General features: G+C 35.4%; 30 protein-coding genes. 26 read left to right on the forward strand and 4 right to left on the reverse strand.

The window, feature by feature from the left end; all coding sequences use genetic code 11:
* Positions 1-28: 28 nt before the first annotated feature.
* The 3 genes from ACFX4N_RS24080 to ACFX4N_RS24090 form a co-directional block, all read right to left on the reverse strand.
* A complete protein-coding gene (locus ACFX4N_RS24080) occupies positions 29-598 on the reverse strand; it encodes a hypothetical protein (RefSeq protein ID WP_377262911.1) in 570 nt (189 codons plus the stop codon).
* A gap of 5 nt (positions 599-603) precedes the next feature.
* Positions 604-1,593 carry a ParM/StbA family protein gene (locus ACFX4N_RS24085; RefSeq protein WP_377262914.1) on the reverse strand — a complete coding sequence of 330 codons (990 nt, stop codon included), beginning with the start codon at positions 1,591-1,593 and terminating at the stop codon, positions 604-606.
* 191 nt (positions 1,594-1,784) lie between these two features.
* Positions 1,785-2,900 carry a replication initiator protein A gene (locus ACFX4N_RS24090; RefSeq protein ID WP_377262917.1) on the reverse strand — a complete coding sequence of 372 codons (1,116 nt, stop codon included), beginning with the start codon at positions 2,898-2,900 and terminating at the stop codon, positions 1,785-1,787.
* A gap of 667 nt (positions 2,901-3,567) precedes the next feature.
* Between ACFX4N_RS24090 and ACFX4N_RS24095 the strand changes: the two genes are divergently transcribed.
* The 24 genes from ACFX4N_RS24095 (at position 3,568) to ACFX4N_RS24210 (ending at position 22,642) form a co-directional block, all read left to right on the forward strand.
* The gene (locus ACFX4N_RS24095) at positions 3,568-4,023 is read left to right on the forward strand and encodes an ArsC/Spx/MgsR family protein (RefSeq protein WP_377262920.1); all 456 of its coding nucleotides are present in this window, start codon (positions 3,568-3,570) and stop codon (positions 4,021-4,023) included.
* 68 nt (positions 4,024-4,091) lie between these two features.
* Complete coding sequence (locus tag ACFX4N_RS24100; RefSeq protein WP_377262923.1) at positions 4,092-4,358, forward strand: hypothetical protein; 267 nt, start codon at positions 4,092-4,094, stop codon at positions 4,356-4,358.
* Between the two features lie 195 nt (positions 4,359-4,553).
* Positions 4,554-4,739 carry a hypothetical protein gene (locus ACFX4N_RS24105; protein WP_377262926.1) on the forward strand — a complete coding sequence of 62 codons (186 nt, stop codon included), beginning with the start codon at positions 4,554-4,556 and terminating at the stop codon, positions 4,737-4,739.
* Between the two features lie 121 nt (positions 4,740-4,860).
* A complete protein-coding gene (locus ACFX4N_RS24110) occupies positions 4,861-5,136 on the forward strand; it encodes a hypothetical protein (RefSeq protein ID WP_377262929.1) in 276 nt (91 codons plus the stop codon).
* A 16-nt stretch (positions 5,137-5,152) separates the two neighbouring features.
* Positions 5,153-6,739 carry a hypothetical protein gene (locus ACFX4N_RS24115; protein WP_377262932.1) on the forward strand — a complete coding sequence of 529 codons (1,587 nt, stop codon included), beginning with the start codon at positions 5,153-5,155 and terminating at the stop codon, positions 6,737-6,739.
* 18 nt (positions 6,740-6,757) lie between these two features.
* Positions 6,758-7,516 (forward strand): hypothetical protein, encoded by a 759-nt coding sequence (locus ACFX4N_RS24120; RefSeq protein ID WP_377262935.1) that lies wholly within the window; start codon positions 6,758-6,760, stop codon positions 7,514-7,516.
* 195 nt (positions 7,517-7,711) lie between these two features.
* On the forward strand, positions 7,712-8,866 hold the full coding sequence (locus ACFX4N_RS24125) for a hypothetical protein (protein WP_377262938.1): 1,155 nt from the start codon (positions 7,712-7,714) through the stop codon (positions 8,864-8,866).
* Positions 8,867-8,928: 62 nt separating this feature from the next.
* Entirely contained in the window at positions 8,929-9,843 is a 915-nt protein-coding gene (locus ACFX4N_RS24130; protein ID WP_377262941.1) for a ThiF family adenylyltransferase, read from the forward strand.
* Complete coding sequence (locus ACFX4N_RS24135; RefSeq protein ID WP_377262944.1) at positions 9,818-10,510, forward strand: reverse transcriptase-like protein; 693 nt, start codon at positions 9,818-9,820, stop codon at positions 10,508-10,510. The genes ACFX4N_RS24130 and ACFX4N_RS24135 overlap by 26 nt, the downstream gene beginning before the upstream one ends.
* Positions 10,501-10,914, forward strand: coding sequence for a DNA-binding protein (locus ACFX4N_RS24140; protein ID WP_377262947.1), 414 nt, complete (start codon positions 10,501-10,503; stop codon positions 10,912-10,914). The genes ACFX4N_RS24135 and ACFX4N_RS24140 overlap by 10 nt, the downstream gene beginning before the upstream one ends.
* 108 nt (positions 10,915-11,022) lie before the next feature.
* Positions 11,023-11,337 carry a hypothetical protein gene (locus tag ACFX4N_RS24145; protein WP_377262950.1) on the forward strand — a complete coding sequence of 105 codons (315 nt, stop codon included), beginning with the start codon at positions 11,023-11,025 and terminating at the stop codon, positions 11,335-11,337.
* A gap of 71 nt (positions 11,338-11,408) precedes the next feature.
* Entirely contained in the window at positions 11,409-11,915 is a 507-nt protein-coding gene (locus ACFX4N_RS24150) for a hypothetical protein (protein ID WP_377262952.1), read from the forward strand.
* A 620-nt stretch (positions 11,916-12,535) separates the two neighbouring features.
* Positions 12,536-12,784 carry a hypothetical protein gene (locus ACFX4N_RS24155; protein WP_377263207.1) on the forward strand — a complete coding sequence of 83 codons (249 nt, stop codon included), beginning with the start codon at positions 12,536-12,538 and terminating at the stop codon, positions 12,782-12,784.
* 22 nt (positions 12,785-12,806) lie between these two features.
* Positions 12,807-13,595 (forward strand): hypothetical protein, encoded by a 789-nt coding sequence (locus ACFX4N_RS24160; RefSeq protein ID WP_377262954.1) that lies wholly within the window; start codon positions 12,807-12,809, stop codon positions 13,593-13,595.
* A gap of 78 nt (positions 13,596-13,673) precedes the next feature.
* Entirely contained in the window at positions 13,674-14,093 is a 420-nt protein-coding gene (locus ACFX4N_RS24165) for a hypothetical protein (RefSeq protein WP_377262956.1), read from the forward strand.
* Positions 14,094-14,105: 12 nt separating this feature from the next.
* Entirely contained in the window at positions 14,106-14,468 is a 363-nt protein-coding gene (locus ACFX4N_RS24170; RefSeq protein WP_377262958.1) for a hypothetical protein, read from the forward strand.
* Between the two features lie 19 nt (positions 14,469-14,487).
* The gene (dnaE, locus tag ACFX4N_RS24175; RefSeq protein ID WP_377262961.1) at positions 14,488-16,866 is read left to right on the forward strand and encodes a DNA polymerase III subunit alpha; all 2,379 of its coding nucleotides are present in this window, start codon (positions 14,488-14,490) and stop codon (positions 16,864-16,866) included.
* A 92-nt stretch (positions 16,867-16,958) separates the two neighbouring features.
* The gene (locus ACFX4N_RS24180; RefSeq protein ID WP_377262964.1) at positions 16,959-18,119 is read left to right on the forward strand and encodes a COG3415 family protein; all 1,161 of its coding nucleotides are present in this window, start codon (positions 16,959-16,961) and stop codon (positions 18,117-18,119) included.
* A gap of 214 nt (positions 18,120-18,333) precedes the next feature.
* Positions 18,334-19,428: a helix-hairpin-helix domain-containing protein gene (locus ACFX4N_RS24185; RefSeq protein WP_377262967.1), complete on the forward strand. Its 1,095-nt coding sequence runs from the start codon at positions 18,334-18,336 to the stop codon at positions 19,426-19,428.
* 143 nt (positions 19,429-19,571) lie between these two features.
* Entirely contained in the window at positions 19,572-20,561 is a 990-nt protein-coding gene (locus tag ACFX4N_RS24190; protein WP_377262969.1) for an SLOG family protein, read from the forward strand.
* A 16-nt stretch (positions 20,562-20,577) separates the two neighbouring features.
* Entirely contained in the window at positions 20,578-21,225 is a 648-nt protein-coding gene (locus ACFX4N_RS24195) for a hypothetical protein (protein ID WP_377262972.1), read from the forward strand.
* 3 nt (positions 21,226-21,228) lie between these two features.
* Positions 21,229-21,666 carry a hypothetical protein gene (locus ACFX4N_RS24200; RefSeq protein WP_377262975.1) on the forward strand — a complete coding sequence of 146 codons (438 nt, stop codon included), beginning with the start codon at positions 21,229-21,231 and terminating at the stop codon, positions 21,664-21,666.
* A gap of 95 nt (positions 21,667-21,761) precedes the next feature.
* Positions 21,762-22,178, forward strand: a complete 417-nt coding sequence (locus ACFX4N_RS24205; protein WP_377262978.1) for a hypothetical protein — start codon at positions 21,762-21,764, stop codon at positions 22,176-22,178.
* 47 nt (positions 22,179-22,225) lie between these two features.
* The gene (locus tag ACFX4N_RS24210) at positions 22,226-22,642 is read left to right on the forward strand and encodes a hypothetical protein (RefSeq protein ID WP_377262981.1); all 417 of its coding nucleotides are present in this window, start codon (positions 22,226-22,228) and stop codon (positions 22,640-22,642) included.
* On the opposite strand, the gene ACFX4N_RS24215 is transcribed toward ACFX4N_RS24210, so the two are convergent.
* Positions 22,639-23,292, reverse strand: a complete 654-nt coding sequence (locus ACFX4N_RS24215) for a hypothetical protein (protein ID WP_377262984.1) — start codon at positions 23,290-23,292, stop codon at positions 22,639-22,641. The genes ACFX4N_RS24210 and ACFX4N_RS24215 overlap by 4 nt on opposite strands.
* Positions 23,293-23,587: 295 nt before the next feature.
* Between ACFX4N_RS24215 and ACFX4N_RS24220 the strand changes: the two genes are divergently transcribed.
* Together ACFX4N_RS24220 and ACFX4N_RS24225 are read left to right on the forward strand one after the other, a co-directional pair.
* Complete coding sequence (locus ACFX4N_RS24220) at positions 23,588-24,061, forward strand: hypothetical protein (protein ID WP_377262987.1); 474 nt, start codon at positions 23,588-23,590, stop codon at positions 24,059-24,061.
* 14 nt (positions 24,062-24,075) lie between these two features.
* Complete coding sequence (locus ACFX4N_RS24225; RefSeq protein WP_377262990.1) at positions 24,076-24,261, forward strand: hypothetical protein; 186 nt, start codon at positions 24,076-24,078, stop codon at positions 24,259-24,261.
* Positions 24,262-24,550: the final 289 nt, after the last annotated feature.

The following is a 24,550-nucleotide window of genomic DNA, read 5'->3' on the forward strand; positions in this document are numbered from 1 at the left end:
GCCCAGGAACCATGCCCTGAGCTTTTCTTTATCTTCTTCTACCGCCAAGTATATTGCCTACTTTTGCGCTACGAGTGCTTTTTTGACTTGCTTCTTTAACTTGGCCAACTTGACTATTTTCTTCTTGAGAATTATCTTGCGACTCACCCTCATTGTTAACTGCAGGTGTTTCTTCAATTCTATCTTCTTCTTTAACTACAGTCTCAACTTCTTGAGTAGCAGATACTTCTTTATTAGCAGCTTCTTGTTGCTTAACGGCTTCTTTTTCTCTTAAATCTATTGATACTTTGTCGCTCTTCACCTGAACTGGAACCTTAACCGGCTCTTCAACAGGTGCAGTCGGTTGTGCATAATGTGGTAATTGTGTTGATTCTGCTTGCTGTTGCATAGGTGGTAACTCTCCAAACCCAAATTCAAATGGATTTGGAAGAGCACCATTACGCTTAGCCATTTCTTGATACACCAGGCGCTTGATAAAGCCACTAAAGTTTTTAATCTTGCTGGCATATTCATAAAGCTGATATTCCGCAGGATCATTCACATTGAAATAAACGGTTTTATGTGAGCCTTTTTTACGTTTTGTGTCGTTAGTAGCCAATTATATCACCCTTTTACCTTTGGTTTTGCTACGTTTATATAATCTTCGAAAGCTTGTGTTGCAATGAAGAACAATCCTGTAGCATTAGCAAAGATAGGATCAATCGTTTTTACTTTTCGTGTACCTGCGATTGGAAGTTCTGGATTTAATACCTCTGCTTCAAATCTACCCTGTGCTTCTTCATTAAATACTGGAAGTAATACATTTGTAAATCCACCACAAATATAAACTTTAGAACCTCGTGGCCATCTTAGTTCGCCAACTTTATCTAAGATATCCTCACTTAGTACTTCAGCAGTACTGCTTGGGTATGTTGCTTTATAATATTCTACTCCAACATCTAAGTTAGTAGATCCACTAGGTACAGGAGTTCCATCCTCTAAATGTGTAAGGTTGATTGTTTGAGAACCAGCATCAATGATATAAACATCTTGCTCCTCATAATCTTCTTTTGCATAATAAGCAGCCGCACCCTCTGGCAATACAATAATATCTTTTACAGTAATATTTAGTCTGTGTCCGTTATAAGTCACCGCAAATGGTTTGCCATAGTTTTTAAAACGATCTTCAATTTCATCTAATTCTTCGTCTCTTTGAGCACTATTTACAGGTGTGCCATAAGTTAAAAACACGTTAATATCTTGATCTTCGAATCTTTCATAGTGGTCTATGTATAAGCAGATACCACCTAATGCACGAATAAAAGCTTTTTTATTATTTTTTGAACCTGTACCATCACTACCACCAGTATTTTGTTGACCACTCTGCTTGTCAATAAATATAGCGTGTTCACCTAAATAATAATCTCTTCCATCTACGCTTAGTTCAAATCTGCTTTCTTTCTTAGTTTCTTCAAAACTCATTCTACCTTTAAACGTTCTCTCATTTTCTGCTTTTCTAGCGATAACAGATGCGAATTTTGTTTCACCTTTTTGACCCACGATCTTAACTTCGTTAAGCCCTGCGTCTACCCCTAATACTAAATTTAGTGCCATAAATCATCGAAACTCCTCTCAAAAACTCTATTAGTAATCTTTGGTACAAGGATAATATATCATACATTACTAATAATTTGTACTAGATTTTTAAGATATTTTGTGATTTATTATGTTTTTTTATTAAAAACTAATTTATTTTAGGGGAAAATGAGTTTATTTTAGGGGATTTTAGTGTATCCCCCTAAAATTTAGTTGTCAAAGATATCAAGGATTGGAATATTACCAAAAGTTTTTGGTTGTTCCATTTTTTTCTCACTTTCTACTTTGGCTTTTCGAGCTGCTTGGTTAGAACGAATACGGTCTACTAGACTATTAGCAAAGAATGCTGGCTCATATTTAATTTGCTCACCTTTGTTTTGGTATTGCTTCATGTTACGTGGATGTGAACCTATAGCATTTAGGACATCGCATTTAAAGAATGATTCAACCTTTGCTTCTGTTAACGTCTTCCTCACTACATTAAACGCTTTTTTATCAGGACAAATATCATGTAGCGGTTTAATAGCTTCTAACAAAGCATAGTTATCATAAACAGAGAATTCTAAAGGCACTTGTTGTTCTTCTTCTAATGGCTTGTCCTCTTTTTCTTTAGAAGAAGAATTACTTAAATCATTATTACTTACATAATTCTCTTTAGATTTAAGTTCTTTAAGATCATTCTTATTAGGGTGTAAATCTTTCACCCCCCGGGGTGTAGTTTCGTTACCCCCTAGTGGTGTAGTTTTTACATCCCCAGGGGTGTAACTTTTACATCCCCCTGTAGAAACCGCGTCGTTATCCTCTTTTTTGTCATGTTTCTTAAGTTGCATAGCTATACATTCCTCTAATGTTTTGGAAGGTTGCTTTTTCTTTTTCTTACAAGAATGTATATGCTTGTAGTAATCCTTTTCGCCAAGGAAGGTTGCTAATGAGCTTCCACTAGAATCTAGGACATTCATATAAATTCGATTTGCTTTACCAGCTCCACCATCTGCTTTATCTACTAATTCAAGCTCGATTAGTTCTTCCATTAATCCGATAACTGTTTTTACTGACTTATTTAATGTAAAAGCAATTTCTACATTATCCAAGATGCAATAAATGTTTCCTTCTTCGTCTACATAAGTAGGTGAATCAGAACCATTCTGAATATCTTGGTTTGTTGTATGTATAGAAAGATTGAAACGATCACGCAAAATCATGTACAGGAGTTTTGCTCCATCACTTAATCCTTTGCGATACTTTTCATCCCAAATAAATACTTTAGGTAATTGATAGAACTCCTGATTAACTACATCTTTAACATTAATTCGTTTTTTCCCCATGACAAAAATCCCCTCTACTAATTAATCAAGTAAATAGGGGATAATACCTAAAAAACGATAGAAAAACCGTGTGTGCTATTGAACTTATGTATTATTCATGATAAAATAAGCACATCGAAACTATTCATTTCATACAATTTTGTTTGGAAGCGAAAAAGTATGGAACTTGAACACGATTAGATTAGTCTAATAGGTATTACCCCGGGCCCGATGCAGCGAACATCGTGCCTCTTTTTTTGATTTTTTTTATCTTTTTTTTTGTTTTTTTAATCAAAGGTATTGACAAATCTGTAAATACTCTGATTTTTTTACTTGTTTTAATCATACAACTGATAAAAAGCGATTGCAATAACCATTTAACAACTAAAAATACTTTATTTTTTTGATGACAATTTTGTCATTTTACATAAAAATGCCGTTTTTCGTTGGTATTACTGTGTTTTTTTAACACAAAAAACTATTTTCCCCTAAAAAATAATCTAAAAAATGTCTGGATTGTCATTTATCTGATTAATCTTTAAACAATAATTATTATAGAATTTCGATGATTCATCGTACATTTTCGTATAATGTTCGTATTTTGCTCGTTTTTTTAGCAAAAGTACTAGCATTTTTCGAAATAAGTGTTTATGTTACTGCTGAGTAAATACACCAGGAGGAAATATTGTTGGAGAATCAATACATCACAATATATACAATAAACACATCTGAAGGTGAAAAAGTTGCTGAAAAGTTAGCAAAGTATAACCTCGATGCGACGATCAAACATATTGTCCGTGATCGCTTTACGTTTAAGGAGTTTCAAGCCTTACTTCATTTGACGGATGATGGTTTAGATGATCTGTTAACACAAAGAGGAAGTACAATTGATTTTCTTGTTGAACAAGGAATTGATCTTGAAGACTTAACCCTACGAGAAGCATACAATGTCATCTTACAAAACCCCAAACTGCTAAAAACAACCATCTTGACAGATTGGAATCGAATTGCGTACGGTCTTAATGGCGCAAGGATGTTCTTACCTCGATCCGTTAGAAAGCAAGAGCAAAAAGAAATGTATGCAAAACAAGCACTTCTATACGCTCAAGAAAAGTTAGCACTCCAAGCTAAACTTGCCGACTAACTATTTAAAATATCCCGTTGCGTAACCGAATTATGATAACTAAGTTTTATCATGGGAGGATTAATTGAATGAGCTATGAACTTGTAGTAATTCCTATGGATTACTCAAAACACATCAAACAAAAAAGAAATCAAACGATATCATATTCAAGTTGTGTTTTATGTGATGAAGAACTGGAGCTATTAGATGAATTCATCAATGTAGCTGGAATTCCACAAGCACGCACAGAGTATGAAGGATTATTTTCAATTTGTCCTTTATGCGGAACTGCACACCTTGAACTATTATCTCAAGAAGTTGAATTTAAGGGACCTGTACTGATTGGTTGGGAATAACCGGCTAATCATAAGGTCTCTTTTTTTGTGTTTGATTTTAGTTTTTTCTGGTTGTTTTTATGTGATTCTAACATGTTTATATTTAGTGGTTTCTAAAATTATTTTATTAAATTACTCAAAACCTATTGCAAATTCAAGAACAAATGGTTGTCATAAAAAAGTAATTTTAATAAGACAATATGAAGGAGAATCGTTATGGAACAATTAAAAGTAATTTACGGGGATACACAAATCGATGTACCTGCAGATACTAACATTGAATCACTAAAGGTAGCAATGGCAGAAAACTTTCCGGAGTTAAAAGAGGCTACTGTTACAACTGGTGAAGGATCTGTAGTGTTCACAGCTAAAGCTGGCACAAAAGGCTCTCACATTATCTAATACAAAAAACTAGAATCCAACAGATTCTAAGTCAATACATTAAAAATTAGGGGAAATTAGTTTATTACACTGGTTTCCCTTAAATTTTGTTTTATTTTAGTTTTATTTGGGGGTTTTTAGTTTGACTGATGAGGAAACGTTACAAACAAGAATCATTAAAGGCTTTGAAGATGTTCAAGAAGCAGAATTCTGGCCTTCACATATAACCGAAACATCTAGCATGTTAACTGCACCAATGACGTTTGGTGAATTAAATAACATGCTTACTAATGAGCGAAGCAATGTAATTAACAGTATTGAACGTGACGCTTCGATACATATGAGAAACTATCGTTCTTTCATCAACGATCTTGACCAACTAAAAAACGTCTTTTCTTTTGACATGGACTTTATCTGATGAAAGGAGAATTTAAATGATCACAGCTGATGTGAAATACCGAACTGCTGTTTTTAACCTTTTGCATACTCTAAAACTGGCTATGTCGGATGACTCAGAGAGCTTCAGTAGCTTGATTGAACGCTTGGAACAAAAGTTTGAACAGGTTCCGCTTAATGATTTGGAGAAATCTACGGAGTTCTTTTTTGAAGTAACTAATGAGCTTCTTAAGGAACTTGAGGAATCATATTCAATTGTTCATGAAGAAGTGACTAATAACAACATTCATGCTGATACTTTCAAGTTAACTAGGCATGAAGATATTTCAGAAATGATTGCTATGTACATTAAGTACCGAGATCTTTCTAGATTTAGGGACTCTTTTCTACAAAACTATGACTCTAATTTTTGGAGAAAGTTTCGTAGTTATTATTACCGTAGTCGTCTTACAGATATTGCAAAACCTAACTCTGAAGGAGATTTAGTTTTATCGAGAAACGAAATCAAGGTAAATGACGAGTTGCTTTTACCTAAAGATTCTCGAAATTTTGCTGTAGGTTATCAACATGGTGACCAGAGTTATTTCTCAAACCTATACAGATATATTCAAGGGGAACGTAAGATGATTCGTGATATGCAAGCTGATTATAGCAACCTCACACGAGCAGTCGAAGCTTTTAATGAACAGCTTTCTGCTATAGTGCGTGAATCATATAAACGTTTTGGTATTGATCAACTTAAAGAATTACTGACTAGAATTGTAGTTCCAGTATCTCTTCTAGAAGATGAAGACCTTAGAAATCTTTGCATATCAAATGATCGTAAAGTATTTGTTAAAACACCAACAATGGATGAACTTATGCATATAGGTATGTCTGTACATGTGTATGCAGCTCCTGATATGGATGATGCTAGTTTTATTGCAAAACCTGTCCTCGTTTCTGAAGTTGCTCCAACAAGCACAGAAGATTTGGTTTATTTAGGTGTTGGTCAATACACAGGTCACAACACTGATTCAGTGCGTAGTTTAAATGGTGAGAATCCTTATGTAATTAACAACAACCTTTTTGTCAAAGCAACTTACGAGGACTTTCTAACACTTTTACCTAAAAACTTAGTAAAAGAAATGAGAATTTGCGAGAAATTAGTTGAAACTATGGATATTCCCCTAAAAACAATTAATTTTGAGGAGAATGAGTTCTATACGAACAGTATAGACAGCCTTAAAGAGGACAACACATTAGATCCTAAAAAGCTTGTTAAAAAGTTTATTTCGTCAATTTCATACTTTGTAGAAAATGATGATGAAGCTGAGACGGGGCCTATCTTTCTTGAAGAACAAACTTATGAATTTGAAAGTACGAACCTTAGCTGTAATAATTCTCTGCTAAATCGCAACCCCGTAAATTCTACTCGCTATGTTGTCCTTAAAGATGCCTCTGGTAATTACGGTGCTTTAAAAGAACTTCCAAGTGGTGAAATGGGTATCCATATTACACAAGATATCGATCAGTGTTTTAGAGCTTTAGAGTTACCAGCAGGACTATATTCAATCTATTCATTTAGACAACGTGACTCTGTAAAGCAAGACGCTCTTTTAACAATGCATAACTATCGAGGATAAATTTAAGGAGGAGATATTATGGCATCACCAAGTACTACAATTTTTATGGGGCCTGAGAATGTGACTGTAACTGTTGTCAACGAACAGGGCATAACTTCGGTTAAGGAAACTAACGTTGAAACCTTACAGGAAGTGTTCATGAAAGAACAAGCAATGGAAACACCGCTTCTTCCATCCCAATGGGGAGTAGTGAAGTACTATCGCAAAAATCATTATGAAGGTTATGTACTTACAACACCTCCTATGGAACGTGAAGTTACATTTAGTATGGGTAACACTGGTGGTATTCCTCAAAGAATGACTATTCCTGTACCACCGCTTTTGTGGATCTTTGAGGTATTAACAAATGACAATAGCAAGAGATTAACACATTCTATGATGTATGTGCTAAAACATGAGTTGCTTTCGGTTAAAGACAAAGTACTCCACGCACCGTATCCAAACATAGGTGTAAGTCATGGCATTTGTTGGGGGAGAGATTTCCCGCAAGTACCAACGTCTAAATCTATACAAAACATGCCTTCTCGATTCTTTAGTCAAGCATTTAACTATGACTTATCATCGAACCGTGTGAAGGAGTTTGAATGGAATCGCTCTGACGGTGAGACTACTCAAACTGAAAATGCAGTTCATCATATGGTTCATACAAAACAGCTATTAGAAAAGAGCAGAGAAGATGGAGAAACATTTGTTTACCCATTTGATACATTGAAGGAAGCAGGAACATTAAATGTTGAACGTGCTATCAGAAATTACCTACCTGGTATCTTTAATTAATCTAACAAAATCAAACAGATTTTAGGGGAATCAATTAATTTATCCTAAAACTTTATATTAGATTCTCCTTGAATCTACTGGTTTCAAATAGAAAGTGATATTTTTTAGTTTATTTTAGGGGAATCTAATTTATTTAAGTGTAAATTAGTTTATTCCACTACTTTCTCTTAGAAACTATATAACAAGGAGAACAGCATGACACTTAATCTTACAAATCTACTAGCAGGTCAAGTGACCGGGTATCTTGCTTACGATGCCAACTACAACATAGACAATTTGAAAAAGATTAATTATGTGACAGCAGCTAACGGGTTATTTCGTGTAGAGAAAACACCTACAGCAATTTTCAAGACACTAATTGAATCTTATAAAAAACCTATCCCTGGTTTAGAAGTTATGGAAGAAGGAGCGGATTTACTTATTCCTAAAATCCCATTCAAGTATCTTCAGATGGCATTAAGTTTTTACTTGGATGTTTATGATAAAGATAAGACAGAAGCTTCTCTTTTATTTTTCTGGAACAAAGATAATAAAACGTTACCGCTCACTTATTCAGATGATTCACCTGTTAAGGGATTATTATCAGACGGTCAGTTAGTTGTATACGTTCCTCGTCAAGTTAACCAAAGTGGACTTTCAGAGTTTCATAAAGACCCAATGGTAGATTGGTTACGTAATAATTTAGCAGTTTTGGCTGAAACACATTCACATCATGTTATGAATGCATTCTTTAGCGGAACAGATGATGCAAATGAAAACTCTACGCAATTTTATGGAGTATGGGGACATATCAAGAATGACCAACCTGCATTTGCTTTTCGTTATGTATGTGGAGATGTGAAAAAGAAAATTTGTCCTTCTGTATTATTTGATTGGCCTCAAGTAGTTACAACTACAACAAGGGTAATCAAAACTAATTTAGAAGGCGTATCTGACCAAACTTTAGTTGAGGAGATTGAAGGGTTATATCCTGGTCCATTTCCTAAAGTTGATTATCCAGCAGAATGGATGGAGCAACACACTAAGAAGTATGAGGTAGCTCTTAAATCGACATATGATTGGGGTAAAGATTATTTGGCACATCGGAACGGACACCTTGAGCAATTAGAAGCTGAATTACCTTTTGATGATGATGTATATCCATATAAACGAACTGCTTCTTCTCGATTACCATTTAGTCACTCTAATTTTGAAGATGCTGAAATTGTTCAATTTCTAGATCTTAAAGATGAGAAAAATAAATTTGATATCGTAGATGATATTTTAGATCTTACTGCAGAATATGCACGTTTAGGTTATAGCAAAGTTATTGAATCAGCTATAGATGCTGTAAGACCAGTAGAGTTGTAAAAGAACTAAAGAGGGCTGCCGCCCTTTCTTTTTTAGTTTTCATTTAGGAGGGAGTAATTAATATGTCAATGATGCAATTAAATTTAGAACCAACACTTGTGCTAAACACCGCTTACAATATGGCTAAGGTGTTTGTAGTTACAGGTGCAGGTGGAACTGGAGGATACTTCATTCCTAACCTTGCAAGACAAATTGCTATTACAAATAATCTACGTAGAATGGAACGACTTCCAGAACACAAACTCATTATTGTTGATGCTGATGATGTGAGTTTATCCAATCTCAATAGACAAAACTTCATAGAAAAGGATCTGGATAAGAACAAAGCTGAAGTATTAGCAACACGATACGGCGTAGCTTTTAGTACCAATATCCAATACCTAGATCAATACGTAACAAGTACTGAAATGCTAGTTGATATTGTACTTTCGGTTTGTGATTTAAAAAATGATCAAATCCCTGTTCTTGTTGATTGCGTCGATAACAACAAAACTCGTGTTTTTATTCATGAAGCTGTTGAAGTTCTAAAACAAAAGCTTAAAGGAGTTTATTCACTAAGCAGTGGGAACGAATTCTTAAATGGACAAGTAGTGTGTGGGTTTACACCAGGAAAAACGTTTTATTCGTCACTTGTTGGTTACGAAAATAACCGTATGTTCTGTACACCTACTGCACCTGAAATGTTCCCTGAGATACTTGAAGGAGGTGATAAGCTACCAACAGAATTAAGTTGTGATGAAGCAGCCGTGTCACATCCGCAAAACATTATGACGAATATCACCGCTGCCAATATCTTGTTTAACTTTGCAAATATTCTTCTTACCGCTAAGGTGGATAATGAAGAATTGCCTGGTTTAACGCACTTTGCTGTGACCTTTGATACTCAAAAGGGAACTTACCGCACGTTCCTTAATAAAGAAAATGAAATTAAACGATTCCTTAATGCTACCAATGGGGAGCAAACAAGTGTTGCTTAATATAAATGAGCAGATGGCTAATGATTTTAGTCATCTGTTTTTTTCGTTTTATGAGCATGTGAATAGCGGTAATCACAGCAAAGCGAAGGAAATTTCCACAAAGCAAGATTCTTTATTGAAACAATTGAAAGTAAATGGATATGATGTAGGCGCATTATTAGAGGACTTAAAAACAAGAAAGATATTTCAAACTAAATATGAAACTGTTTTTGTCTTTTCGGATGGAGGAGTGCGTAACAACCACGATCCTAATCTTAAACCTTTATCAGCCAGTGCTTTCACTATCTATGGTGATAAAAAAATAATAAAGCATGGTGGTGAATTTATAGGCGATAGAATCACCCTTCCCAATGGGGGAAATATAGAGGTTAATTCAACCCTTGCTGAATATAATGGAATACTTAGAGCTTTGCAATTTGTTGAGAAATACCAAGTAAAAGCCGACAAAATTGTCTTTTTAACAGATTGTGATTCCATTGTTAAGCACTTAAAAAACCTACCTAATCAACACATTTATCAGGATTATGTACAGGAGTTGCAAGAAAGGTTGACATCTTTTTCGAATGCTGAGTTGAAGCATATACCACGAGAACTTAATAAAGTCACCGACGCACTTGTTAATCAACTTATGGACATTCATGAAAGGGGCGAAAAAGTGTGCCATTAACAGAAAAAGAAAGAGCGCAACAAATTAAGCAATTTATTGAAACACTTAAACCTCACGTTACTGGATTTTCTCAAAGTTTTCAAATGCATGGAAAGCAACGAGATGAGGTTACATGTGGTGGACGAGTAAAGTATGTCGTAGATACGGGGAAAATGCATGACAATCTAAATGATCGAATTGTTTATGTAACATTAGACGATGAAGTAGGAGAAATATTAATTGTAATCCCCTCTATCTTTTGGGACAATCTTCATGCTAAAATAGGAGATATTGTAATTGCGCGGGGAGTTTTGTACTCACCAGAAAAGGAATGTACGTTTGAATCTAAAGCTGGTGGGATTATTAAAATTATTCGTGAAAACGATCCGTTTCGTGTCTTAGTGAAATCTATTTATAAGTTATAGATTAAGGGAGGCGTGGTATGCGCCTTCTTATTTTGTGAGCGAAAAATTGTAAGGTAATCAGGTTACTGAATTACATATAAAAATAAATGTATTTTTGGAGGAGTAAACATGGCACAAGTTACATTAACACACAAACAATCACAGGTGATTAAACAACATAAGGTTGGCTTTAGTTGGACAACATTCTTCTTCGGTGGATGGGTTGCAATGTTCAGAGGTCAATGGTCTGAAGTAGCAAAATGGGTATTCTTAAATCCTATTACTATTGGAATCTGGGGAATTGTACAATGCTGGACAGCTAATGGCAAAACAATTACTAGCTCTCTTGAAAAAGGATATGTACCAAACACACAAGCTGATGCTGACCTACTAATCAGCAAAGGAATCTTACCTGCCTCTTACAAACACGAAGAAGTAGCATAATTTAACACTCAACTAGAGATGAGGAAGACGTTTAAATGACGTCTTCCTTTTTTTATTAAGGAGGAATTATTATGTTAGACCAAATTAAAAGTAATTATCTTAAAAGTTGGAAGGAAGCTAGGGAAGCTGAATCTAGAGCTGATGTTGAAATAGCAATGCTAGAAGAACAACTTCAACAATGGAGAGACCGTAAAAGGGATGCTGTGGGTTTACATGCGCCTCAGTGGATTTTTGAATTAGTTGAACCAATCGCAAAGGCAATTGCAGAACAACTTAATGTTGAATACTTGCTTAATAGTCCTAATGGTTCAAGGAAACGCTTAACAATTTATTTCTACACTAAACAAGGAACACTACCTTCCTCTCAACAATTTAAGACCTTAGTGATAGTACCAGGGAATGTAGAAAAAGCAGAATTATTTTATGAGACTGGTGAGATTACAAAGGGCCCTAAATATGTCGGAGGTTCCCCTAGTGCAAAAGATGGTTTCAATAATGAAATCGCACCGCTTCCCAATACCTTAAAAGAAATTATCGACATTGTATTAAAAGATGGAGTATTTGACTCTGCTAAATAAATGTTGCTCTTAATAATTATTTTCTCCTGACCTATTGACTTTTCATTGCTAAATGGTTGTTTTTATAAAGTCTTAAAACGAATAATAGTCGGTACGCCCTGAAAACGACTCGAAATATACAGGTTAGGTTAGCTGAGCCACTGCATAAAATCAGCGTACTTTTCATTAGTCAAGTGAATTACCGCTGTTGGTCATGGAAAAGGAGTCTTAGGAGGTGACGGCTACCTCTTGCAAAAAAGGTCGGGTTGGAATCCTGGCTTCTCCGGAAGCGTAGCAGGTGAACTAAACATATTGGGCAGGGTTGATATGTGTTCGCTTGAAAGGAAACTTTGTATAAACAGCGGTGACTCATACTATCTCAGACACTTACACAAAAGTGCATGTCATATATCTATCCTGTCCTGCAAGAACTATGTTTTTCTCTTGTAGGGTAGGTATACCTTTGATCTAAGTCAACTCGACAACTAACCAAAAGTGTATGTATTGATTAAGGTTTGTCATAAACATAGGTTTTTGTCATCCATTTAGGTTACTGATTCTTACAGATTAACGTATGACTAACACAACAGATGATAGTCGGTAACCTAATAGATCACAAAAGTCATTGTCAACATGAGGAGATGGAACCTTTGATTTTAGAAATCCTTGAACCAGAAGAGTTGGTTCAATCAGATAAAGAAGTAACACCTAATGTACAAGAGTTCTTCTTTGGAGGAAGTAAGTACATCTTAGACCTAAGTAAATTGAAAACACAAGAAGACATCATCAATGTAATTAAACATTTCTCAACTAGAGTGGAGCTTCATGTGTTTGATATTGCAGGTATTGAACAATATGTAAAACCAGTATCATCAACACAAACACACTGATTACCCCAGGAGGAATGTCAACATGGCAGCTTTATCAAAAGAGTACATCGAAGCAATTGCAGATGCAGTATCAAGAGCAGATGCAGAACAACAACAATTTATCCTACAACTTCTTGAAGTTCACCCTCAAGGACAAGAAATTTATGAAGAGGTAACAAGAGTATTACTAGGTAAGCTAGCGGATACAATTTTTGAGGCTATTGGTGCAGAGAGCAAGGAAGAGGAAGAGAAAGTGAATGAAGAAGAAGTATCTTCTCTATCTCAACTTCTGTCTAACCAAATCACTGCTAAGAAGCTATCTGAACAAATCCGTGAACAAGTTCAACAACAAGAGTTAACTGAAAGTATTCGTGCTCGTTTCTTTGATTACACAGCTACAGCTGAGCCTATTGAAGATGCTGTTGATCTTGGCGAACTAATTCGTGGGCAAGTAACTCTACAAAATCTAACTTCTCTAATTCGTGAGCAGGTAGAAGAGCAATACCAAGAAGATGAAGAAGATACAGAAGAAGAGTTCTTTGAAACGGATATTCAAGATATTCTTGACGAAATGGTTGACGACATCGTTGAAGATGGCGACATCAAAGATATTTTCGACATCAATCATACCGCTATCATTTACTATGAAATTGGCTTTAGAGACGATTTCTATGCAAAAGCAGCAGAGCGTGGTATTGAAGATCTTGTAGAATACAAAGCTGACTATACCGCTTATATTATGACAGAACTTGCGTCTTACGTAGTTGCTTCTAGAGGTTATCAATTATCCTTCAGAGTAATCGACGGAGTAACAGTTCCAGCCCTTTCTTAATTACAAAATAAGGAGCGGGGTTACTGTTATCCCGCTTTTACATTCATCATGAAGAAACATCATCAGGAGGATATTCAAATGTTCAAAAGCAACCGAAAAATGCGTGAAAAAGGCAATGAAATTGATAAAGTAATTCACAAAATTGATGCTATCACTCAAAACGAGATTGATAACTTATTAGTTCGTATCGATTCAGAGCTTAATAGCTGTGGCCGTGAGTTAACAAGTTCAACAAGAACATTATCTCAAATCAAGCCATTAATTGACCGTTTAGTTGAGCAAGTAGGTTTAAATGCACCGGATCATGTTCAAGTATTGGTTCAATCTATTGCTCAAGAAGTTATGTCTAAGGTATTAGGCGCTATCGACAACTTAAATGAAGTTCAAAAGAACATTAAAGATGTTGATAAATTAACGGACGAAATCGACGAAAAAACAGATGACATCGACAGACTTACAGATACAATCGATGCATTAACAGATAAGTTTCAGGCTTAAGGGGGCACTATTATGGGATACAACGATTTCACACCACCAGTTGGAAGCACACCAAATTATATGACTGATTGGAGTACTTCACCAACAAAACATGCAGCCATGAAAATTGAACACACAGCGGATAAGGCGGCGTTTGCTGTTGATATTTTAAACTCAGCAGTAACAGGCTTCGATGCTATTGAGAAAGAATTGATTGAAATGTCAAATTCACCTCACCCACCTCAACCACATCATGTTCGTACAATCGCTCACCGTATTGATACACATCAAAAGCAAGTGCAAGACGGTTTAGAACATATCAAACGTTTTATGCATGAAATTGAACGTACTAGCGATCACTTAGGGAAACCAAGAACAACTTGGGGTAGTTACTAAATAAAGGGGAGGTTGCTTTATGACCGTACCTTTCGCACACCTTCACCTTCATACACCTGAAGGAAGTTTGTTGGATGGATTCTGTCGAATAGATCCAATGATAAAGTTAGCAAAAGAGTTTGGCATGGATACGATTGGTGTGAGTGATCATGGAACATGTTTTGCTCACATTCAGTTTTATCAAAAGTGTAAAAAAGCAGGTTTGCACCCGGTTTTAGGGATGGAAGGGTATATTTCTCCTAAAAAAGAGTGGAAAAAAGCAGATTTTGATAGAATCAACTACACAGATGTTGCTTATAGAACTAAAGAAGAACTAGAAGCCTTAAAAAATGAAGGTTATGTGGCATTTGAAAAGAAACAAAAGGATTCTTTTACAAGAGGCAAAGCAAGTAAACCTGAACATATTGCCTTTTTAGCTGCATTACATGATAAAGACCCAGAGTATTTTAATTCACTTAAAAAATCACACCGTTGGCATTTGTCTGGTAAGCAAGATGACCGACAGAAGCGTTTATTTGAATGGTCACCTAGAATAGCTCACTTACTTATGATTGCAAAAAACAATGAAGGTTACAAAAACCTTCTTAAGTTAACAACTATAGGTTCAATTGAAGGGTTCTATGGGAAACCGCGCGTGGACTATGGCGATATTAAAAAGTATGGAAAAGGTATTATTGCTACTAGCAGTTGCTTAGGTGGTACTATCCCTCAATTAATTCGTAAAGGTAAGTTCCGCGTAGCTAAAAACCACATTAAATTCTATCAGCGTTGCTTTGATGAATTCTATTTAGAAATACAACCTAGCACAATGGAAGATCAACAATTTGTTAATCGTATTTTAATGGAATGGTCAAAGGAATTAGGTGTTCCATTAGTTGCTACCTCTGATGCACATATGCTACGTCCAGAAGATCGTCCTGTTCATAAAGCTATTACCTCTATTAATAAAGGTAAAGACGACGATGAATCTGATATCGATGTGTACGAGCATTGTATCTTTTATTCTGCTGAAGAGATGTTACAAATGGGTATGCCTCCAGAAGCGTTAGAGAATGCTTATAAGATTGCTCATTCTTGTCATGTAAATTTAGACGCTGGAGATATTAAGTATCCTGAATTTGAAGTTCCAAAAGATTATGATTTTGATACTTATTTATCATACATTGCGAATAAGGGGCTAATGGAGAAGCTTGCTGAAGGACAATTTATTGGTAGGAATTTTTATCAATTATTTAGTACCTATAAAAAGCGATTGGACTACGAATTGAGCGTTATTGCTAAGAAGAAAATTAGTGCCTATATGCTAATCGTATGGGATTATATCAATTTTGCAAAACGTAACGGTATTCTTGTGGGCCCTGGTCGTGGATCAGCTGCAGGTTCTTTAGTTGCTTATGTAACAGGTATAACAAACTTAGATCCTATCAGATACAACCTACTATTTGAACGTTTCATTAACCCTGAACGCCCTGGCTTCCCTGATATTGATACTGACTTTGATTACTTAAGACGTCATGAAGTAATTGAATACGTAACAAAGAAGTATGGCGCGGACAAGGTAGCTCAAATTGCAACGTTTGGAACGCTATCAACTAAATCAGCATTAAAGGATATTGGTAGAGCTTTAGGTATTGACCACAATGAAATCAATGCCTTAAACAAACATATTCCTTCTCATCAAGGTAAAGTTATGCCTATTTCTGAGGCTCTTGAAGAGATAAGGGAAGTACAAGACTATTCTAAAAGATATCCACGCTTATTTGAGTTAGCACTAGAAGTAGAAAGTATGCCCCGTACACAAGGCGTACATGCTTGTGGAATGCTTATTACACCAGACCCAATCACAGAAGAGGTTGCTCTTATTCGTGGTAAAGAAGATGAACGTGTAGCTGGTTATGATGGTCCAACGCTAGAAGCTAAAGGATACATTAAGTTCGATTTCTTAGGGCTTAAAAACTTATCAGTAGTAGAAATATGCCGTCGCATGGTTGAGAAACGACACGGTTACTTGATCGATGTTGATAATCTTATTCCTGATGACCATGCTACTTTCGAAATGATTCGTCGTGGGGAAACAGATGCTTTATTCCAGGTTGAATCAGATGGAATGAAGAAAATGTTTGCTGGTATGAATAGTGTTAACTTCGATGATTTAGTTGCCGGTGTTGCGCTTTATCGTCCGGGGCCTATGGAGAAAATTCCGGGTTATATAGCTAGAAAGAACGGACATGAGGAAGTTCCTAAAATTCATCCTATTTACGATAGTATTACTGCTGTTACTTATGGTTTCTTGGTTTATCAAGAGCAGGTGATGGAGATCAGTAAACAAATGGCTGGATACAGCATGGGGGAAGCGGACGTACTTCGTAAGGCTGTTGGTAAATTAATTGCCGTCTAATAGGGAAGTGGTGAACCTATTAGTATATGAGCGGACAAAATCGGTGAAGACTAAATTGTAATAATGCGTATTGATTCTAAAGGAGGACAAGAATGGGCTTTCCTAAAGAAAAATACGAGAGACTTTATAGAGAACGTGATCTTAAGATTTTACAACTTCATAAAAATGGATTAAATACAATTCGAATTGGAGAAGAATTAGGCTTAAATGATAATATCGTGGGTCGTGTATTAAAAAGAAATGGAATAAAACCAGCTGGAAGAGCTTTAAATGATGAACAAAAACAACAAATTCTTAATCTTTTTGAGGAAGGCTATAATACAGTTCAAATTGCAAACCAGATGGGCATACATGATGGTACTGTGGGTAGAAACCTTGTAAAGATGGGCTTGAAAGCTAGAAATGACCGTCGAATATTTAATGACGATACAGAAAAAGAAATTGTAAAAGCTTATTTAGAAGGCCGGACTACTGCTGATGTTGGCTCTGAATATGGTGTGGATGCTAACACTGTAGCAAATATTGTTCGAAGACATGGAGAGCAACTTAGAGCAGGGGGGATACCAGCTGCTATAAAGGTTCCTAATTTCTTTAAAACTATTGATTCAGAAGAAAAGGCTTATTACCTAGGATTTATGATAACTGATGGTTCTATTGTCGTTCATAGTAATAAAACATCAATTGGAATTATGATTCAGGAAAAAGATAAGTATATCCTAGATTATTTTGCACTTTTATTAGGCTTTGAATACGAAAAAGTAAAAGTGTCAAATCGAAAAGAAGCCTATATACGATTTCATTGCTCGGAAATGGTTGAAGATCTTGAAAAATACGGTGTTGTACCCAATAAAACAAATATTACATATATCCCTCAAATAAGAGAAGATTTAGTACCCCATTTATTTAGGGGTTTGTTTGATGGAGATGGCAGTATTTTTGTTACTATGGTAAGAGGGAAACCTGTTCTCAGAGCAGCTTTTTACGGTACACACTTAGCATGTGCACAATTTCAACAACGTTTAATTGAATCAATAGGCATAAGTAAAACAAAAGTATACGACAAGCCAGGTGTAAGTTTTATAAGCATTTCAAGAAAGAAAGATTTGTTTAACTTATATAATTACTTATACAAGGATGCCAATATCTATTTAACACGAAAAAAACAAAAATTCGAAGACAATATGCATTTATTACAATATGTTAATACCGAGGTAACTGATTCACCAGTCAGTACCGTAACGCATAGAGGGTGAGCGAAATGGAAGCAATAATCCCTCCAAGAGTGCCCGCTATCTTCCACGCTACGAAAGTAGAAGGGTAAAAATGTATGCTAGGCTGGGTTGGAATTGACCAACCGATGAAAATGAGGGAAACCTCCAGAGCTGTAGATAAAAAGCTACAGGTTAATAACATCCGAAAAAGAAAGTAGAAATCTTAGAGCCAGCTCTAAAAGAGTTATATTCTCGAATGATTGCTAATAATATACCTTCTGATATTGCTGAAAAAGTAAGTAACGATATTCGTCCATTCGCCGGTTATGGCTTTAACTTATCTCATGCCGCTTGCTATGCATTTATTGCGTATCAAACTGCTTATCTTAAAGCAAATTATCCTATTGAATACATGACTGCTGTACTTCAAGTTTTCTATACAGAAGAAGACAAGGTAATTAAGTATGCAAAAGTAGCAAGAGATATGGGAATGGAAGTATTGCCACCAGATATTAACCGCTCTGAAGAAGGTTTTAGAATTGATGGTGAAAGAGCGATCCGCTTTGGTCTAGGTGCTATTAAAGGTCTAGGAGTTGCTACAGTAGAAGCGATTCTTGAAGAACGTAAAGTTAGAGATATACCTCTATTTCGTGATGAAGAAGGTAATCTAGTTGAATTAACTGAGGAAAATGAGCCTTCTACAATCATTGATTATAAACAAGTCGGTGGTTCATTTACTTCTGTTGAAGACGTATTAGAACGTATTCCTAAGAAGAATATGAATAAGAAGGCTTTAACTGCATTATGTTATAGCGGTACCTTCGATACGTTATTAGATGGTATTACGAATAATCGCTTTGAACACATGGCCTATTTGCTTAATCTCCGTGGAGAAGCACCAGATAAGGAACTTATTGAAGCCATCACTAAGTATTCTGACCGCTTAAAATTCGAAAAAGAACGTGAAGTGCTTGGTTTATATGTAACAGGTCATGTTCTTTCAAGGATAGCAGAGCCTACGGATTGGGAAGGATTAGATGACGCTACTCACTTTACTATGGTATCTCTTGTAGAAGCACGCGTTATACGTACTAAGAAAGGCGATAACATGGCATTCTTAAAGGTAGATACATTAGAAGGTGAACGTAGTTTAACACTGTTCCCGACGCATTATGAGCAGGTTAAAGAGGGTTTAGTAGCTGGTATGCTTCTCAAGGTAGGAATTAAGGGCAAGATGAATTGGCAACGAAATCAGAAAGACTTCATTATTAATTCAATTACTATTCCTAAGCGTATCAATAAGGAAATTTGGAACAAGATTGAAGCTAATAAACACCAATATACAGCTTAATACACATGCACAATGGGACGGTTTTACTTCCGTCCTATTTGTTTTATAATGTTTAAATAAGAACATATGTACGGTTTCTACACAAGAAGAAACAAAAAGGCTGCCGCCTTTTCTCTTTTTGATTTAAAAGGAGGAGTTAGTTTTTGAATACAAAACAAACATTTCGAATTGCTTTAACAGGTCATAGACCAAAAGATATTGGCGGGTATGATTTTATGAGCCCGATCAATTTAACGATTGCAATGAAACTACGAGAATATCTACTTTCCCATTTGAAACAGGGTAAGAGAATCATCGCTATAAGCGGAATGGCTTTAGGCGCAGATCAAATCTTTGCAAAAGTTGCTCTTAAATTAAAAAATCAGGGTTTTTCTGTTGCTTTGGAAGCAGCTATACCGTTCTTTGGACAAGAGCGATTATGGCCAGAAGAATCACAAAAAGTTTGGAATGAGATAACAGACCAAGCTGATTTCACTACATACACCAGTACCGAAAAAAATTACAAACCTTATCTCATGCAAAGACGTAACGAATACTTGGTAGATACTTGTGATGAATTAATCGCTGTTTATAACGGTTCCGGTAAAGGTGGTACCGCTAATTGTGTTGCCTATGCAGAGAGAAAAGGTAAATCCATTAAAAGAATAAATCCTTTAGGCTTAGTTATTGATGTAAAAGGTGATTTGCTGAAGAGTGATTGTGATGTAATGTTCCACCAAGCCAATTGTCAGGGGAAAATGGGTGCCGGTCTTGCTAAGCAAATAGCGGAATTATATAAAGAAGCTTATTTAGCGGATATCAATTCACCTCTTAAACCCGAAGAAAAGCTTGGTAACTTTACTTATGCAAATGTTTTATCACTACAGAACAAAATGATTGAGGTAGTTAACTTATACGGACAGTTCCGTTATGGGAGAGACGAGCAACAAACCAATTATGGAGCATTGCACGCTGCTTTGTTCAGCTACTTAGAGGATCTGCAAAATAGAATTGGTTCTTTAACAAATTTAAAACTGGGTGTTCCTAAATATATGGGATGTAATCTTGCAGGTGGAGAGTGGAGTGCTGTTAAGAAAATACTCGAAGATGCAGCAGAACAGTTTTGCGTAAGAATTTACACATATCAACGTTAAAAAGGGAGAGATATAGATGGTTACAACTTCAAAACTTCAATTTATTAAAGACAATATTTACTTACCGAAAGCAGGCGAATTTACAGACGCTGATGACAATAAAAGCGACTATAAGATTTTTGATGTGTGGGAGGACGAGCACTATCTAATTCCACAGGTTTGTATGATCATCCACAAAGACCATGTTGAGCCATTAAGAGCGTTTCTGAATAGTTTACCGGAATTCGAACAAGGTCTTGACACACAAACAGCACCATACCGTAGATATGACACTGTTATTGGTCCAGCTTTAGCAACAGAGATTTTCCATATTGATCCTAAAACTAAAGTGGAAACATTAATTGGTTATGATGACTACCCTGTTATCTGTCTAGAAACAAACTTTGATTGCTACTTTGACGATTGCGAAAACTGGACAAGAAATGATGAAGTGATTAGTACAGAAGTTCATCAAGCCTCTGCTACTTCATTAGGTGAAATCCTTGTTGAATCAAAAGTAGTAACAGACCAAGCTTATGGATTAGAGGCAGAAGGAATCGCTTATAACATTTTTAAAGAAAAGTTCCCTGGTACTTCACCAGATGTATTTTCAGTTGATCCAGATGATAAGGTTAATTACTTTGATATGCCAATGAATGAAGTTGAATGGTTAGGGGAGGAATAAATAATGGGGAAAGTTATTGATGAACGTCACCTATATGCAGGTGGCGTTGAAACGGAAGATAGAAGAAATGAGTTAATTATCCTTCAGGACTGTAGTGAGGAAGAAGGTTACGGTGTTTATATGATGGATGGATTCTCAGACTGGACTTCTGATACAATTTCTTTCGGATATGGTCCAGTGGCTTTAATCCTTTCTAATGAATTTTTTGCAGCAACTTGCAATTACTATCAACATAGACTCAAAGAGTTCACGGAACCTGTTGAACTTAATTCTGATAACTTTAGTATGGATGATGATGAGTGGGACAAGTGTTGGCTTAAAATCACTCATGCAACAGAAGGGATAAAAATTCTTGATGAACTAGACGAAGAAGAGTCACATTTGAAAGATTTCAAGAATGTACTTCTTTTTACTGCTAAATGGGGGTTCAAGGAAGAGTAGGGATTCCCTGCTCTTTTTTCATAGGAATTTTCACTAATCTAATTTACACCTAAATCTAAAAGGATTAAAATCAGATATTGGTAGGAGTGATTAGTATGATTGATATAAATAAAAACCAATCGCCATTAGACTTAGATCAAATATTAGCAGATTTAGAGAAAAATACTCAATATTTAAGGGGGTTATCTTACCGTACCCAGAGAAATCAAAAATTTATTGAGGGTTCATTTGTAGCTCTTGTATTTAGTTGGATGCTTACAGTTCCTGATATCATTTTTTCATTAATACCACCTGTACACTTCACACTGGTTCTGTTTTTGTTTCCCTTTATCACTATTACACTTCATCTTATTAGATTTTCAACGAAGAGGGAAATAAAGCTATTACAAAATGATTATGAAGCAGCTCTTGCTGTGCAATATAATTTACACGATATGAGGGACTCTAGACAAAGAGAAGTTAACTTAGACTATATATTAAGTGAAGCAAAAAAAATAGAAACAAGTATCTGAAAGAGAGTAGATTCCTACTCTCTTTTTATTATGTAGGAGGAGTTGTTATGAATAATTTCATTTTAGAGGCACCTTATTATACAGAGCAGGAAGTATTCAGAAAATGCCAACAGAATCCTTGGCTTAAAATTGGTGGGGTTGATTTTGAAGATGATGTCTCCTATGACATTGATTCGCCTTACCTTTTAACAATAGTACAAACGATTGAAGAATTAAAAGAAAAATTTGCTCAAGAAAATTGGTCTATTCGTACCGCTTTTGCATATAAACAGCTATTATTTGTAAATCAAGTGAATGCAGGAGACGAATGGTGGACATGCTGGAAACATGAGGATGGCCGAATTCAAGACTTTGAATCCGTTTCATTTAGAAGAATCATAAAAGATGGTGAATTTGAACAGTGCATCGAAGAATTATTACAAGGCCCTGATAAGTATTGGGGAAGAGAGAAGACGAGTCATTAATCTTCTCCATCATCATCCACCATTCTATCGAGCCAATCACTAATCGCAATTCTTGCGTTAACTGTTTTATCTATAGCATCGTCTAAGATATGACTAATTAGCTGTGAGAAGGTTAAAATTTCATCTTCGCTCTTATATGGATTGTCATTATTTATATAGTGGAGAACCTCTTTAAGTTGTTTTTTGCGGTTTTTATCGAGTACCTCTTCCACAAAGCTACCGATATATTCTTCAACAACGTCGGTATTTTTAATGGAAGCTTCTAAAAGCATTGCAACTGCAGTTGAAGGGGTGCGATCAAGAGCATAGGCTAAGTCCTTAATTTGTTCAGCAACTTTTTGAGTAAAGCGAATATCAATTCTTGTTGTTTCACTAGCTTTTCTCTTCTTCGACCTTTCGGACATGAGTGTTGGATCACCAATATAAGCTATGCCATTACACGTAATGTTTTTTCGGAAATACTTCGATAAATGATCCATTACTTTCTTAGAATATAATCCTTTTTTACAGATTAATTCGCCAACATCTTTAAGCGGTGTAGTTGTAATGTAATGGATTCGTGAAACACATTCATAAAGTTCGAGATCGATAGTTGGTTTGATTGAAATTTTTTTATCACTTCTGACCTTCCTCTCTCTTACCTCACCCATTCGTTTTCCCTCCAAAAATCAAACTTTAAGTCTACGACACTTTCTAAGTGTCTAACACTTTTAACAAGATATGAAAGGGTAGGGGAGAGTATGTATAATATTTTTTATATTGGACATACTGGGGAATCAGGAGGCGATTCACATGGCAATTAGAATAAAAATGTCAGATGCAGACTTAAGAAAAGTTACAAAAGGTTGTCTAGCACAATCTGATAAATACGGTTTACCACGTAAAAAGAAAAAGAAAAAATGATGTATTTATATATAGAAATATAATATTGGGGAGAGAATTATTATGTATTATATGCAGGAAAGTTATCATCCTAAAAGAGTAATACCAACAGAGGATTTATTGGAAGCGGTTAAAATATCCATGAATTACGAAGCGGACTTATATTTTTATCAACATCTTGTAGCTAGTTGGATTGGGCTTCCTATGGAGCAAAACATTGAACAATTAGAGAAGTACGGTATTGAAACGTATGTAGTAGATAACTGCTATCGTTTTCGTTATAAAGACTCCGCTAAGAATGTGAGAAAGCTGTATTATACGGTTTATGAATTAGACAACGGTAGAGGAGAGATACATCTCAAATCTACGCCAGGATATCTCGGTCATAAACATTATTCTTCGAAGGATGAGATTTACAATCAAATAAGAGAAGATTATCCATCCATTCGGTTTATAACTGTAGTGGATTTTTCGGGTGAAAAATTCACAGGCTCTTATGAGTATGAATTATATGGCGGGGAAAAGATAGTGAATTAAAGAGGAGGTAACCGATGACTGTTAATGCTAGTCATACAACTCTTGAAGAGGTTAATCATCGTGTAAGGTCTCAAGCAGATGATATTTACAGATTTATTAATCTGTATTGTAAGGAGAATAAAATCAAACTTACTTATGATGATAATGCTGAAAGATTTGTTAAAGCAATTGAAGCATATCTTATAGCAAGCGGTAATTAGTTCAACTTTGGTTTACTAATAGAAGTTGGTCATTAAATAAATTTGAACCTATGGTTTAACACAAGTCCAACTTACCTAACAAGTACATTCTGGTAGAGTGTATTTTTTTATGTTTTATTTTAGGGGAATTTAGGTTTATCTGTTATTTTCCTCTAAAATGTATTATTTTTTTAGTTTTTATTTGTAGTTTCTATTTTATTTCAGGGTATTGTAATTTATTTTCCTATTGCTTATGTTTTCATCAATTACATTATAAGGGGCTGCCGCCCTTTCTCATTTCGAATAAAGG

The organism is Priestia sp. YIM B13551 (assembly GCF_042787905.1).
In the GTDB taxonomy this organism is placed as follows: Bacteria; Bacillota; Bacilli; order Bacillales; family Bacillaceae_H; genus Priestia.